Annotated in this window: 17 protein-coding genes; 6 read left to right on the forward strand and 11 right to left on the reverse strand. The window is 37.7% G+C overall.

Annotated elements, in window-relative coordinates; genetic code table 11:
* Positions 1–162 precede the first annotated feature (162 nt).
* Positions 163–372, forward strand: coding sequence for a helix-turn-helix domain-containing protein (locus tag CQA43_RS09780; protein ID WP_245944284.1), 210 nt, complete (start codon positions 163–165; stop codon positions 370–372).
* Positions 373–453: 81 nt separating this feature from the next.
* Here CQA43_RS09780 and CQA43_RS08030 read toward each other — a convergent pair whose 3' ends face one another.
* The 6 genes from CQA43_RS08030 to CQA43_RS08055 all read right to left on the reverse strand — a co-directional run bounded on the left by CQA43_RS08030 (position 454) and on the right by CQA43_RS08055 (position 5,885).
* Complete coding sequence (locus CQA43_RS08030; RefSeq protein ID WP_245944285.1) at positions 454–1,674, reverse strand: aminoacetone oxidase family FAD-binding enzyme; 1,221 nt, start codon at positions 1,672–1,674, stop codon at positions 454–456.
* Positions 1,675–1,707: 33 nt separating this feature from the next.
* A complete protein-coding gene (accA, locus tag CQA43_RS08035) occupies positions 1,708–2,634 on the reverse strand; it encodes an acetyl-CoA carboxylase carboxyl transferase subunit alpha (protein WP_115552078.1) in 927 nt (308 codons plus the stop codon).
* 3 nt (positions 2,635–2,637) lie between these two features.
* Positions 2,638–3,873, reverse strand: a complete 1,236-nt coding sequence (locus CQA43_RS08040) for a beta-ketoacyl-ACP synthase II (protein WP_115552079.1) — start codon at positions 3,871–3,873, stop codon at positions 2,638–2,640.
* A 72-nt stretch (positions 3,874–3,945) separates the two neighbouring features.
* A complete protein-coding gene (acpP, locus tag CQA43_RS08045; RefSeq protein WP_115552080.1) occupies positions 3,946–4,179 on the reverse strand; it encodes an acyl carrier protein in 234 nt (77 codons plus the stop codon).
* An 80-nt stretch (positions 4,180–4,259) separates the two neighbouring features.
* Positions 4,260–5,003, reverse strand: a complete 744-nt coding sequence (gene fabG, locus CQA43_RS08050; protein ID WP_115552081.1) for a 3-oxoacyl-ACP reductase FabG — start codon at positions 5,001–5,003, stop codon at positions 4,260–4,262.
* A gap of 42 nt (positions 5,004–5,045) precedes the next feature.
* Positions 5,046–5,885 (reverse strand): YaaA family protein, encoded by an 840-nt coding sequence (locus CQA43_RS08055; protein WP_115552082.1) that lies wholly within the window; start codon positions 5,883–5,885, stop codon positions 5,046–5,048.
* A 128-nt stretch (positions 5,886–6,013) separates the two neighbouring features.
* Here CQA43_RS08055 and CQA43_RS08060 point away from each other — a divergent pair, with 128 nt between their 5' ends.
* Both CQA43_RS08060 and CQA43_RS08065 read left to right on the forward strand, forming a co-directional pair.
* Positions 6,014–6,421: a hypothetical protein gene (locus CQA43_RS08060; RefSeq protein ID WP_115552083.1), complete on the forward strand. Its 408-nt coding sequence runs from the start codon at positions 6,014–6,016 to the stop codon at positions 6,419–6,421.
* Positions 6,422–7,084, forward strand: coding sequence for a 16S rRNA (uracil(1498)-N(3))-methyltransferase (locus tag CQA43_RS08065; protein ID WP_115552084.1), 663 nt, complete (start codon positions 6,422–6,424; stop codon positions 7,082–7,084).
* 186 nt (positions 7,085–7,270) lie between these two features.
* On the opposite strand, the gene CQA43_RS08070 is transcribed toward CQA43_RS08065, so the two are convergent.
* From CQA43_RS08070 to CQA43_RS08090, 5 genes are all read right to left on the reverse strand, one after another.
* A complete protein-coding gene (locus tag CQA43_RS08070; protein WP_115552085.1) occupies positions 7,271–8,095 on the reverse strand; it encodes a hypothetical protein in 825 nt (274 codons plus the stop codon).
* A gap of 35 nt (positions 8,096–8,130) precedes the next feature.
* A complete protein-coding gene (locus tag CQA43_RS09785) occupies positions 8,131–8,829 on the reverse strand; it encodes a hypothetical protein (RefSeq protein ID WP_245944286.1) in 699 nt (232 codons plus the stop codon).
* A 245-nt stretch (positions 8,830–9,074) separates the two neighbouring features.
* Positions 9,075–9,419 (reverse strand): branched-chain amino acid ABC transporter, encoded by a 345-nt coding sequence (locus CQA43_RS08080; RefSeq protein WP_115552086.1) that lies wholly within the window; start codon positions 9,417–9,419, stop codon positions 9,075–9,077.
* Positions 9,416–10,114, reverse strand: a complete 699-nt coding sequence (locus tag CQA43_RS08085; protein WP_115552087.1) for an AzlC family ABC transporter permease — start codon at positions 10,112–10,114, stop codon at positions 9,416–9,418. The genes CQA43_RS08080 and CQA43_RS08085 overlap by 4 nt, the downstream gene beginning before the upstream one ends.
* Positions 10,111–10,578 carry a hypothetical protein gene (locus CQA43_RS08090; RefSeq protein ID WP_115552088.1) on the reverse strand — a complete coding sequence of 156 codons (468 nt, stop codon included), beginning with the start codon at positions 10,576–10,578 and terminating at the stop codon, positions 10,111–10,113. Before CQA43_RS08090 ends, CQA43_RS08085 begins: the two co-directional genes overlap by 4 nt.
* A gap of 167 nt (positions 10,579–10,745) precedes the next feature.
* Here CQA43_RS08090 and rplI point away from each other — a divergent pair, with 167 nt between their 5' ends.
* The 3 genes from rplI to hslU are packed head-to-tail and all read left to right on the forward strand — an operon-like array spanning position 10,746 to position 13,083.
* Entirely contained in the window at positions 10,746–11,192 is a 447-nt protein-coding gene (gene rplI, locus CQA43_RS08095; protein ID WP_115552089.1) for a 50S ribosomal protein L9, read from the forward strand.
* The gene (gene hslV, locus CQA43_RS08100; RefSeq protein ID WP_115552090.1) at positions 11,192–11,725 is read left to right on the forward strand and encodes an ATP-dependent protease subunit HslV; all 534 of its coding nucleotides are present in this window, start codon (positions 11,192–11,194) and stop codon (positions 11,723–11,725) included. Before rplI ends, hslV begins: the two co-directional genes overlap by 1 nt.
* 35 nt (positions 11,726–11,760) lie before the next feature.
* Entirely contained in the window at positions 11,761–13,083 is a 1,323-nt protein-coding gene (gene hslU / locus CQA43_RS08105; RefSeq protein ID WP_115552115.1) for an HslU--HslV peptidase ATPase subunit, read from the forward strand.
* Positions 13,084–13,090 lie beyond the last annotated feature (7 nt).

Here is a 13,090-nt window from a genome sequence, read left to right on the forward strand (position 1 = left end):
TCCTTTTAAGATTTTAGCATTATGGTTAAATTAACCTACGCAAGCTGTAATAGCCCAACCAACAATAACAAAGATAGCGGCACTAACAATAATTCCAAAGACAGGATTTCCTGTTTTTTCTGCAGCTGCTGCACCAGCACCCAAACCACCAAAGAAAACAAATTGAATAAAGGCAAAAATGTAGCAAAAATTCGTAAAGAAAAAGGCATATCCCAGCTTGAACTCTCCTTGCGACTTGGACACAAAAGTGTAAGCATTGTCGCGAGTGCAGAGAGGTTTTACAGAGGGGCGCATTTCAATATTGAGCATCTTTTAATGATTGCAGAAATCCTAGAAGTGGATATTTGCGAGTTTTTCAAACCCTCATTATAGAATCTTAAAAGTGAGATTATAGGTTATAGATTGTTCAGGCAAGCCCTCGCAATGATGAAAAACAAAGCATCTGCCACTGCGTCATTGCAGACATTTTGCCCTGATTGCCCTTGCGCACACCCACGCACTGGAGAAAGCAAAGGCGAGATTATGCCCTCCGCGATTCCCAACAACATCTAACATTTCCCCAACAATATAAAGGTTTGAATATTTTTTGGATTCCATAGTTTTGGGATTAATCTCCTCTCCGCTCACACCTCCTCCACTTACTTCTGCATTTTCAAAGCCCTTTGTTGTTGGATTTTTAAGCTCAAAATTTTTCAGTTTAAACACTAATTGCTTCAACTGCTTCGTATTTTTAGGATTCCAATGAAAATTTTGCGCAAAAGCTTTGGCGATTTTAGGATTCAAAAATCCACTTAGTAGAGAAATAAGATTCCGTTTGGGATAGGTTTTTGCAAGATTTACAAGCTGATTTTCCAATGCTCTTTCCTCAAAACTTGGCAAAAAATCCAAAATCATCGTCAAATCTTTTTCCAATCTCACATAAGAGGAAATGTCCAACACCCCAAATCCCGAGATTCCATAATCTGTAAAAAGCACATCTCCTAGCACTTCAGCAAGCGTTTGATTGGCTTTTTTGAGCGTTAGTTTTGCCTTGATTTTCACACCATTTAGAGCGCAAATCAATGGGGACTCTATATTCAAAGAAACCAAAGAGGGGTAAGTTTGAACAATCTCTAATCCCAAATTTTTAGCTAATTCCAACCCCTTATCACTTCCTCCAAGTTTTGGTGTAGCTTCGCTTCCACAAGCAAGCACCACGCAAGAATACTTTTCTTGTCCTTGCGCACTTTTCAGCAAGAATCCCCCTTGTGTTTGACATAATTCCAAAACTTCAGTTTCCAAAACCATTGTGAAATTTTTGGAATCTTTTAATATATCACCAAAGACTTCTAACACGGATTTTGCGGAATTGCTTTGCGGATAAACCCTACCATCTTCGCAAATCTCCAATGCGATTCCAAGCTTTTGACAAGTCTTTGCAAATGTTCCAAAACTGCAAGTTTGCAAAATGCTTTGAATCTCTTTTGGGGTAAAGCTTGAAGTTTGATAATGTTTTGAGTTAGTGTGTTGATTGTGGATATTGCAACGTCCATTCCCTGTGGCAAGGAGTTTTTTGCCTAAAGTCTTGTTTTTTTCATACAAAACAATCGGGATTCCAAAGGACAAAAGTAGCATAGCACAAAAGATTCCGCTTGCTCCTGCACCAATAATTGCGACCTTTGGAATCTCTTGCAACTTTTTACCTAATGCAAGCTTTTTGCATAAAAATTATTGAAAACTCCCATAAGTCATTAGCTTGTTATAACGATTCTGCAAATAATTAGAATCTGCTTGAATTTCCTTTAAGGTAGTCAAAAAATAATTTTTAATTGCCTGAGCTGCACTTTCCTTGTCTCTATGCGCGCCAATTTGAGGCTCTTGGATAATTGCGTCAATGAGACGAGATTCTTTTAAGGATTCTGGAGTGATTTTAAGGGCTTGTGTAGCACTTTCAATCTTGCTTGAGTCATTCCACAAAATCGCAGCGCAACCCTCTGGAGAAATCACACTAAACACAGAATATTGCATCATTGCTAGCCTATCTGCCACGCCAATTGCAAGCGCACCTCCACTTCCTCCCTCGCCAATTACAATAGAAATTGTCGGCACTTTTAGCTTGCTAAATTCTTGTAGATTTTTTGCAATCGCCTCACTCTGTCCGCGCTCCTCTGCACCGATTCCGGGATAAGCTCCTGGAGTATCTACAAACATCAGAAGCGGGATTCCAAATTTTTCTGCCATTTTTGCGGCGCGCAACGCTTTACGATAGCCTTCCGGATTTGGCATACCAAAGTTTCGCTGGAGCTTATTTTTTGTTCCTCTACCCTTTTCCTCACCAATTACCATAACCTTTTGCTCCTCAATTCTTCCCAAGAAACAAACGATGGCATTATCATCTTTGAAGTGTCTATCCCCGTGAATCTCTAGTGGTTCTTTTAAAAGCAATGTGATATAATCCATTGCATAAGGGCGGTCGGGGTGGCGTGCTAATTGAAGCTTTTGATAATCCGAAAGATTAGAATACACCTTTGCTACTTCTTTATCCAAGTCTTTTTGCAAAATCGCAATTGCTGGGGTATCATTTTTTAATTGTGCAGTTGCAATATTTTCTTGGATTGTTTTAATCTTTACTTCAAAATCTAAATAAGTTGCCACAATTTATACTCGTTTAAAAATCACAACCCCATTAGTTCCGCCAAAACCAAAAGAATTGCTCATAAATGCGTTAATCTTTGCTTCTCGTGCAGTATTTGGAACATAATCTAAATCGCAATCTGGGTCTTTTTGGATTTGGTTAATTGTTGGTGGCAAGATTCCTTTTTGCAAAGACATAAGAGAAATGACAGCTTCAATACCCCCTGCTGCGCCCAAGCAGTGTCCAATCTGTCCTTTGGTAGAGCTCACAGGCGGCACTGCGCCATTAAAGACTTTTTTAAGAGCCAAAGTCTCATAATAATCATTATATTTCGTGCTAGTCCCATGTGCATTGACATAATCAATCGGAATCCCCGCCATTTGTAATGCCATTTTCATTGCGCGATAAGCCCCTTCACCCTCTGGTGCAGGTGTCGTAATATGGTTTGCATCTCCACTTTCGCCAAATCCTACAAGCTCTGCATAAATGTTTGCCCCTCTTGCTTTAGCAATTTCATATTCTTCAAGCACCAATGCTGCTGCTCCCTCACCCATTACAAAGCCGTTGCGCTCATTGTCAAAAGGACGGCTCGCAAGCTCTGGGGCGTCGTTTCTATCCGAAAGGGCTTTCATTGCAGCAAACCCACCGATTCCAACACCACAAATCGCAGCTTCTGCTGCGACAACTAGCATTCTATCTGCACAATTTAGCATAATCGTTTTGCCCGCTTCACTAATTCCGTGCGTGCCAGCCGCACACGCTGTAACACTTGCTAGATTAGGACCTTTGAGTGAATAATCAATAGAAATGAAACCTCCTAACATATTCACAAGCGAAGAGGGAATAAAGAAAGGGGAAATGCGTTTAGGACCGCGTTCAAAGTTAATCACAGAGTTTTTTTCAATATTTCCCAAACCTCCAATTCCAGAAGCAGAACTCATACCAAATCTCTCTGCATTTACATTGTCTAGTAATTTCCCTTCACCATTTAGCAAACCACTATCTTGCATTGCCTCTTTAGCGGCTTTGATTCCTAGTTGAATAAAGCGGTCTGCCTTTTTGACTTCTTTTGCGTCCATTACAGAAGTGGGGTCAAAGTTCGCAATTTCTGCGGCAATTTTTACAGGAAATTCCGAGACATCAAAAGAGGAGATTGTTTTAACTCCACATCTTCCATCTACAATAGCTTTAAAAGAATCTTCTCTATTTAATCCGAGAGCATTAATCATTCCTATCCCGGTAACTACTACGCGTCTCATATTTCTCCTTATTAAATTAAAAACTTTAAACAAGCGCACCCAAAGGCGCACCTAAGTTAATTTTGCTTTATTTTAAGCTTTTGATTTTTCAATGTATGCGACAACATCACCTACGGTTTGGATTTTTTCTGCTTCCTCATCAGGAATCTCAATCTCAAATTTTTCCTCTAATGCCATTACAAGTTCTACAACATCTAAAGAATCTGCCCCCAAATCATCTACGAATTTAGATTCTGGCTTTACTTCACCCTCATTTACATTGAGTTGCTCTACTACAACTGCTTTTACATCATCAAACATTGCCATTACTATCTCCTTAAAAAATTTCAATAAGTCAGTATTGTAACCGAGTTTTTCTTAAAAATTTCAAAAACTTTTCAAGTTACTTACATATATAATCCACCATTAACCTTTAAGACTTCCCCTGTGATATAGTTTGCACCATTAGAAAGCAAAAATGCCACCGCACTTGCAACCTCTTCTCCTTTACCAAATCTTCCCAATGGAATGTTTTGAGCATAGGATTGTTTAATCTCCTCTTTTAAAGCTTTTGTCATATCGCTTTCAATGAATCCCGGAGTAACACAATTAAAGCGAATTCCTTTACTTCCACCCTCTTTGGCAAAAGACTTCGTCATCGCAATCATTCCACCCTTGCTTGCTGCGTAATTGCATTGCCCCATATTACCAATTTCCCCAATAATAGAAGCAATATTCACAACCGCCCCATAACCTTGTTTGCGCATAATTTTCAATGCCTCTTTGCAGCCAATGAAGCTTGAAGTGAGATTTGCATCAAGCACTGAAGTAAAATCTTCAACTTTCATACGCATAGAAAGTTTATCGTTTGTAATTCCTGCATTATTCACTACAAATGCCAATTCACCATCATTACTAAGAATCGTATTTATTCCTGCGATAAACTCCTCTTCTTTGGTTGCGTCAAAACAAACTACTGCAGCTTCTCCACCCTCTTTTTGGATTTCCTCTTGTAGAGCGTCTGCAAGTTCTGGCTTGGAACGATAATTAATCCATACTTTTAAACCCTCTTTTGCCAATACTTTTGCAATCTCTGCACCAATTCCTTTACTGGCTCCCGTGATTAAAACATTTTTTCCACAAAATTTCATTTGCAATCCTAAAAAATAAAATAGCGCATATTATACACTTTTTCATACATTTTTAAGTGTGTAAGTCAAAACAACGCGTTTTAAATTGTCCTCTTGCACTCTTTGTGCAGATTCTAACTCCAACCCCTCAAGATAGAGATTCTCCAAATCTACCAAACACTCTAGCTTCTCTATCGCGCAAGCCCTAAGCAAAATACCACGATAATGCTTAGCATAATGGCTAATCACTTTACCATTTTTAACAAAAATCGGCTCATACACCACACTTTCTTGCACATTCAAATACATAGGCAGTTTATTTACATTAAAACATTTTTGGTAGAATCCCGCACGTAAGTCTAAAATTTCCAAAGATTTTGGGGATTTTTTTGGATTGCCACTTGCGGATTCCAAGAGATATTCCCAAATTTTTTTTGTATTTTTGAGATAAAATTGTTTCGTGTTGAATTTTACTGATTTATTTTCAAAACTTTCACCTTGCTTTAAATCATAATAAGGAATTTTATCCATTGCGCGCAAAGGTCCAAAAAGATTAGAAAAAATCAATAAATGCTGCTTTAAATAATCTTGCGATTCTTGTCGCAAATGCTCAAAATCTAGCGCACTAAATGCAATACCACAATAGCGTAAAACAGCAGGCAATAAAGGAGACTCCATTAAATTTTGTGCGCAAGCTAACTCCTCTAAAACAAGATGCTTGACACCAAAAAGCTGCTGGATTTCCGATTCTTTCGCACTTTGTAAAAATTCTTGATAAGCCTTTAAAGCCTCCTCTAAGCTTTCTTTGCAAATGAAATCTTGATAAAATGGCTCGCCTTGTTTTTCTTGCGCTTTTTTGTGTTCTAAGCATTTTTTCTCACTTGGTGAAAACAAAATCCACATTCTGCACTCCTAATTAAGAATATTCTGCGACAAGAAATCTTAACATATTCCGCTTTCAAGATTCCACATTTACTTTACAAAGCAAACATTTATTGTTACAATTCGCGTAAATTTTAGGATAGTCATCAATGGAATTTGTTGGAGAACAGCTACTTTTTATACATCTATTTTTATCTTTTCCACTGCTTTTGCCACCTCTTTGGAATCTTTTTTGTTTATTCACCAAGGAATCCCACACGCAAAGGCTTCGCTCCCTTGCTGTTACTGCGCCTGCATATTATACTTTCTTAAGTGCAAGCCTTTTTAGTGGGCTTGTAATTTGGGCTATGTTGGGATTTATAATGGATTTTAAAATCCTTACAATGCTTGCACTATGGCTTGTTTGTTTTGGGCTTGAAATCCTACGTCATAAGCGTCAAAAACTTATTAAAGTAGAAGCTGACATTTCTAAACGCGAAGCATTTTTTCGCTGGGCAAAGCTCAAATACAGTTTAGACTTGAGCTTTTTTGCGATTCTACTTCTTTGGGTCATTTAAATGCAATTTATCATTTATCAAAATGCGGGAGAGCCACAAATCACGCTCAAAAATGAAACCTATCACCACCTTTTCCACTCTCGCAGAACGCACAAATCAGAATCACTCTTTTTGTGTAATGGACGTGATTTGAAACTCTGTCGCTACACAATTACAGAAATCAACAAAAAAGATGCGAAACTTACCTTGCAAGAAATCCAAATTATCTCGCCCCACAATCCACCCAAAGGGCATTTGATTTGGGCAATGATAGAGCCAAAAAATATTGAAAAAACACTTCCTATGCTCAATGAACTCAATTTAGCCAAAGTTACCTTTTTTTATGCGCAATATTCCCAAAAACAATTTAAGCTAGATTTCAAGCGACTTCAGAGAATCTTAAATCATTCTTGTGAGCAATGCGGACGCTTAATAGGATTAGAAATTGAAATTTTCTCAAATATGGAGGAAGTGCTACAAAACTACCCAAATTTTGCAGTTTTAGACTTTGGTGGTGAGGCTTTAGTGGATTCTTTGAAAATGCCTTTAATGATTGGTTGCGAGGGGGGATTTAGTCAAAAAGAACGCGAAATCTTGCGGGATAAACACATTTTTAGCGCACCAAAATGCAATATTCTACGAAGCGAAACCGCCGCACTATATGCTGCAAGTAGATTGATTTAATTTACGATTCTGCTATCATTGCGAGCGTGTTTATCACGTGTGGCAGTCTATACTCTTAAATTGCTTTAAAGATTCCATTGTAAAGATTTATGTATGCGTGATTATGGATTGGATTTCTTCACTTACGCTTGCAATGGCTAAAGGACAAAGCAAATCCTCATTTCCTTTTCCCCCTAAACTCTTTCTTTAACTTACGCACTTCTTGAAAAAAGGCAAGATAAGCAAAGATTCGCCCCCCCCCCGCACAGAATTAGCAGTAATGAGTGCTTTACCTAATTTATAAGTAAAGCATTCTTTTTCTTTTAAAGCTTGTTTGTAATCTGTATAGGATTCTAAAGGAGGAAGTTTTAAGCTAGGATTCTTTGCAACTCTTGCTTCATAATCTGCAATTTCTTTTCTATGTGTTTCTTTGATATAAGATAACACATAAGGCATTCGGATATATCCCCATAAACTTTTAGAGTTTAGAATCATTGCAGAACCTAGTTTGTAGGCGAGGTGGGAGTGGATTCTATGGGTGGCGGTTACAAGGTAAATGCTAGGGGTTGGGGTTTCTTTGATGACTTCTTTGGGGGGTGGGGACTTTGTCAATCGCATTGCAACACAATATTCCTCAATAATCTCTTTGATAGCTTTTACATTAGGAATAAGAAAATCAAAGTCATATTCCGATTCCACAATGATATTTGCACAATTAAATGGAATCTCATAATCCCACTTGCCACCTTTAGCCAACAAAAAATCAATCAGGTTAAAATAAGAAATCGTATAAGAATGAGGGTTTAAAATCACAGCTTCACTTTTTTCTGTGCAACAATTTGTTTCATCAAATGCACAAAAACTTTTATCATCTAAGAGCAATGGAGTATTAAGGGTGTTAAACAAGCGAATCAGTGAGCTACTTTTGGAGATTTGGCGATTTTGCGTCATCACACGAATACTAGAATAAACATTATAGCTGCTACACTGATTTTTTGGTCTCTCATTATTCCACGCGTGGATTCCAAGCAATGTCCAACCCGCACAATTTTTGGGGAATTGGAGTCTTATGCCTTTTTGTAAGGGATAAGCTTCCTCGCAAAATACAGAATTTTGTAATCTAATAAGGGAAATCCCCCCCCCCCCGCAGAAGTCTGCATTTCTCTAGGTGTTAAGATTCTAAATTCTGGATTTGCATTGCAAGAGACTTTTTGTTTTGGACTTTTAAACAAATGGATACTTTTGACAATATTTTGTCCAAAACAACTCATCAATCTTGCCATTTGGTGCGCTCCAAAACCACCATAGAATCCAAACATATTTTCTCTAATGTAATGCCCTTGCATATCTATACAATTAAAGCCATATTGATTTGCGCAAGACCTATGGGCATTGTCAATTGCTGTTGCATACTGATAGAGGCTTGGATTATAGGGCAAAAGCAAGATGAGTACTTTTTTCTTTAAATGATACAATTCCTCATAAAGCCAATGGACACTAGCAAGAATGATTGAAAGAGGGACGAAACTATATCCGTGATGATTTGCAATCTCATTAATATTGCTTTCTGTAATAATTAAATCTGCAACTTGCAAGAATTCTTGATTTTTCTCTCGCTTTAATTCATAAAGGTTTTGCAGAGAAATAGAACTGCCTAAAGCTAAATTCGTTAGCTTTACATTCTCTCCTCTTAGCCCTTTTTGTAAGCCATTTACCATTACAGAATTACTACCACCTAGTAAAACGATAGAATAATTTTTCATCATTAATAAGCCTTTATAGAATTATGAATTGACGCTTGTTTGGATAAATTATACCATAAAGGTTATGTCCTTGTGAGATTCTTTCATTTGGATTGCTTCGTTCGTTGCACTCTCTCGCAATGACATGTTAATATGCGTCATTGCGAGAAAATTTGTAAAATTGTCGTGGCAATCTATGAATTTTGGATTGTTTTAAAGATTCCATTGTGGAATCCATTTATGCACACTTAAAGAGTTACATTGGTTACTTAAGAAACCCCAAGCACAAAGCCTACAAAAATCACTAACGCTAACAAAAACGCGCTTAAGAGGCGATTGGTCCAAAGTGTGCCAAAAAACACAAGCAGTAACAAAGCGATTTTCACAACATCAATGAGCGCAAACTCACTCAATAGCTGCACAATATCACGCATAAAAAACGCAGTCGCATACACAATCGCCCCAAGCATCGCCTGTGTGCTGTAAGTTAAAAAGCGATAAAATCTACCATCTTGGTTGCCAAGCATGGAGTGATTAGCGAAGAAAAACGGCGTGATTCTGCAAATAAAAATACTCACTGCCGAAAAAATTAACAAAATCCAAAACAAACTCATCTTTGCCCCCTTATTGCACTTCTCCTCTGTGCTTCATCATAGACTAGCATCGCAAACCCTATCACAAAAGGCAGAATCAGCAGATAAAATTTCGGGCTAAAAGCTATCATAAAGGGTGCGAGAATGAAGCCCCAAAAATAACTTCCCACTTCTTTGAGATTCGGATAATGCTTCGCTGCAAGCCCCGTAAATTGCAGAGGCAAAACAAGAGAGACGATTTGTTTAAGCTCGGGCGAACTAAGAGCTGCTCCTGTGCTATATCCTATGCCTGTGCAAATGAGCGAAACAAGCCATATTGGCAAACCAAGCCCCAAAAAATAAGCAAAAGGCGATTCATTCATTTGCTTAAACTTAGAAATGCAACCACTAAACACAGAGGGGCAAATCAAAATGCTAGAGAGTGAGAGCCAAAAAAGATTGGTGCGCTTTAAATAGGGAGCAAGTGTAGCAGACATTAGCAAAAATCTTGCATTCATCGCTAGAATCAAGGGAATCAAAATATAGCCATCATAATAACTCTGCACAAGCAAAAACTGCAAAGGTGTCGAAAACACAAAAAGTGTCGTGGATAGACTCTCAAAAAAACTTAAGCTATTTTCAAACGCATTCGCACCAATGGAAAGATAGAGAAAAATAAAAGAAACACCAAAAATAGAGGAATCTTTTATCCCATCAATGAAATAATTTTTTGTCATACTGCAACTCCAACGCGTAATGCTTCAAAACATTTTTGTGCTACTCCTTTGCTTCTTAACAAAACACGAGGCATACTAGAAAGTCTAGCAATATCACCATTCTTATCCACTCCATTAAGGCTTTCTCTGCCGTGCAACGCCTTTTTATTGACAACCATAAGGAAACATTCCTCATCTCCAAAGGCGTAAGTCTCACATTCTTTAAGCATTTCTCTAAACCTATTAATAAAGGCTTGACTTTTTTTATCCACACCCATCATTCTATCGCCCACTTCTCTATCAATACGAAAATCCAAATTAAATCCCAATCCAAAATCGTCTTTAAACAAGATTCGTTGTAAATGTGGGGGATAGTGTTGATGATTATCCCACCACTCTAGCATATCTTTAAAACAATAGCCCCAATCTAGTGATAGCTCTTGTTCTTTCTCAAGATTTTCCCTTATCTTATCAATGTCATTCATTGCTTTTCCTTAGTATTTATTTTTTATTCTTTAAATATGAATAAGCTCACATTCTAACCAAAACCCTTACTTAAAAACAAGTTTTATCCGCTACAATGTTGAAGCATTTAAAACTTAGCAAAAATCTGCTACAATACTACCCATTTAAATAATTCCAAAGGAATGAAATGAAAGTTTTATTATTGCAAGATGTTAAAGGTTTAGGTAAAAAAGGCGATATTTGTGAAGTTAAAGATGGTTATGGAAGAAATTTTTTAATAGGCAAAGGATTAGCAGATTTTGCCACCAATGAAGTGATTAACCGCTACAAAGCAGCGCAAAAAAGAGCGGCGGAACTTGCGGCAGAAGAAAAATCTCTAATGGAAATGACTGCGAAAAAAATCTCTGAAATTGTAGTAAAAATCGTCCAAAAAGTAGGAGCAAATGGCTCACTTTATGGCGCAATTACCAAAGAGGATATTGCAGAATCTCTTGCAAAAGAACACCGCTTAGAAATAGACAAAAAAACGATTGAGCTAAAAACCCCCATTAAATCCACAGGAATTTATGAAGTAGAAATTAAGCTCGGACACGGAATCCACGCAACTTTAAAAGTTGATGTAGAGGCGCAATAATGTTTGAAGCAACAACAATTCTAGCTTACAAAAGCAATAAGGGGGCAGTGATTGGCGGCGATGGGCAAGTAACCTTTGGGAATTGCGTTTTAAAAGGAAATGCAACCAAAATCCGCACACTCTATAATGGCAAGATTCTAAGTGGATTTGCAGGAAGCACAGCAGATGCTTTCACTCTTTTTGATATGTTTGAGCGAATCTTAGAAAACAAAAAGGGTGATTTGCTAAAATCTGTGATGGAATTTTCCAAAGAATGGCGCAAAGATAAGTATTTAAGACGATTAGAAGCGATGATGATTGTGCTAGATAAAGAACATATTTTTATCCTTAGCGGAACAGGAGATGTTGTAGAGCCAGAAGATGGCAAAATCGCAGCTATTGGAAGTGGGGGTAACTATGCTTTAAGTGCTGCACGCGCATTAGATAGATTCCATAGCACATTAGAACCCAAAGAAATTGTATTAGAATCTCTCAAAATCGCTGGAGAACTCTGCATTTATACGAATACAAATATCAAAATTTTAGAACTTTAAGAAAAATAGGAAAAATCGTGGAAAATATGACAGCAATGACACCCAAAGCCATCGTAGAATATTTAGATGAATACATTATCGGACAAAAAGACGCCAAAAAAGTCGTTGCGATTGCGCTTAGGAATCGCTACCGCCGCTTACAACTGCCCAAAGAGATTCAAGAAGAAGTAATGCCTAAAAATATCTTAATGATTGGCTCAACAGGTGTAGGAAAAACAGAAATTGCAAGAAGAATGGCAAAAATGATGGGTTTGCCTTTTGTTAAAGTAGAGGCTAGTAAATACACAGAAGTAGGATTTGTCGGGCGTGATGTAGAATCTATGGTGCGTGATTTGGTTGTAGCGTCTATTAACTTAGTCAAAGAAGAATATCGCCACAAAATCACAAAAGATATTGAAAAATATGTCCTAGATAAAATAATAGAAAAACTTATCCCTCCTCTACCCAAAGGAGCGAGCGAGCAAAAGATTGAAGAATATGAAAATGCAAGCAGCAAAATGCGCACCAAAGTACAAAATGGAGAAATGGACCATTTAAAAATTGAGATTGAAGTGCCCAAAAGAGCCTTTGAGATTGAAGATGGTAATATGCCTGCTGAATTTGCAAAAGTGCAAGAAACGATTGCCAAAGTCTTTATTGCCTCTCCTAGAGAGAATCCCAAAAAAGAAGTAACAATCAAAGAAGCAAAGGAGCTACTTAAAATTGAAGCGAGCGAAGCACTGCTTGACTTGGAAGCAATTAAACACGAGGGGCTTAAGCGCGCAGAAAACAGCGGAATCATTTTTATAGATGAGATTGATAAAGTCGCCGTCAGTAGCAATGGACAAAGTCGTCAAGACCCAAGCAAAGAGGGCGTGCAACGCGATTTACTACCTATTGTAGAAGGCAGTGTCGTGAATACCAAATATGGCAGCATTAAAACAGACCATATTTTGTTTATTGCCGCAGGAGCATTTTCTTTGAGCAAGCCTAGCGATTTGATTGCTGAATTACAAGGACGTTTTCCCTTGCGTGTAGAACTAGATAATCTAGATGAAGAGGTGCTTTATAAGATTCTAACACAGACAAAAAATTCTATTTTAAGACAATATGAAGCACTTTTGAATGTAGAAGGGGTTACTTTAAAGTTTGATGATTCTGCCATTCGGGCGTTGGCACATTATTCTCAAATAGCAAATGAAAAAACAGAAGATATTGGGGCTAGACGACTGCATACGGTGGTAGAACAAGTGATAGAGGAAATTAGCTTTGAAGCAGAAAACTATCAAGGACAAGAAGTAGAAATCACTGAATCCCTTGTAGCAGAGAAATTAGAAGCCCTTGTGGCAGATTCCGATGTAGCGCGTTATATTCTATAAAAATCTT

The sequence above is a fragment of the Helicobacter ganmani genome (assembly GCF_003364315.1).
GTDB classification, from domain to species: Bacteria; Campylobacterota; Campylobacteria; order Campylobacterales; family Helicobacteraceae; genus Helicobacter_D; species Helicobacter_D ganmani.

What these genes read in the sequence shown, in the direction of transcription:
- fabG (WP_115552081.1), bottom strand. Translation starts at nt 5,003, where the DNA reads ATGAAATTTTGTGGAAAAAATGTTTTAATCACGGGAGCCAGTAAAGGA.
- CQA43_RS08060 (WP_115552083.1), top strand. Translation starts at nt 6,014, where the DNA reads ATGGAATTTGTTGGAGAACAGCTACTTTTTATACATCTATTTTTATCT.
- CQA43_RS08055 (WP_115552082.1), bottom strand. Translation starts at nt 5,885, where the DNA reads ATGTGGATTTTGTTTTCACCAAGTGAGAAAAAATGCTTAGAACACAAA.
- CQA43_RS08090 (WP_115552088.1), bottom strand. Translation starts at nt 10,578, where the DNA reads ATGAATGACATTGATAAGATAAGGGAAAATCTTGAGAAAGAACAAGAG.
- hslU (WP_115552115.1), top strand. Translation starts at nt 11,761, where the DNA reads ATGACACCCAAAGCCATCGTAGAATATTTAGATGAATACATTATCGGA.
- acpP (WP_115552080.1), bottom strand. Translation starts at nt 4,179, where the DNA reads ATGGCAATGTTTGATGATGTAAAAGCAGTTGTAGTAGAGCAACTCAAT.
- hslV (WP_115552090.1), top strand. Translation starts at nt 11,192, where the DNA reads ATGTTTGAAGCAACAACAATTCTAGCTTACAAAAGCAATAAGGGGGCA.
- CQA43_RS08040 (WP_115552079.1), bottom strand. Translation starts at nt 3,873, where the DNA reads ATGAGACGCGTAGTAGTTACCGGGATAGGAATGATTAATGCTCTCGGA.
- rplI (WP_115552089.1), top strand. Translation starts at nt 10,746, where the DNA reads ATGAAAGTTTTATTATTGCAAGATGTTAAAGGTTTAGGTAAAAAAGGC.
- CQA43_RS08080 (WP_115552086.1), bottom strand. Translation starts at nt 9,419, where the DNA reads ATGAGTTTGTTTTGGATTTTGTTAATTTTTTCGGCAGTGAGTATTTTT.
- CQA43_RS08085 (WP_115552087.1), bottom strand. Translation starts at nt 10,114, where the DNA reads ATGACAAAAAATTATTTCATTGATGGGATAAAAGATTCCTCTATTTTT.
- CQA43_RS09785 (WP_245944286.1), bottom strand. Translation starts at nt 8,829, where the DNA reads ATGATGAAAAATTATTCTATCGTTTTACTAGGTGGTAGTAATTCTGTA.
- CQA43_RS08065 (WP_115552084.1), top strand. Translation starts at nt 6,422, where the DNA reads ATGCAATTTATCATTTATCAAAATGCGGGAGAGCCACAAATCACGCTC.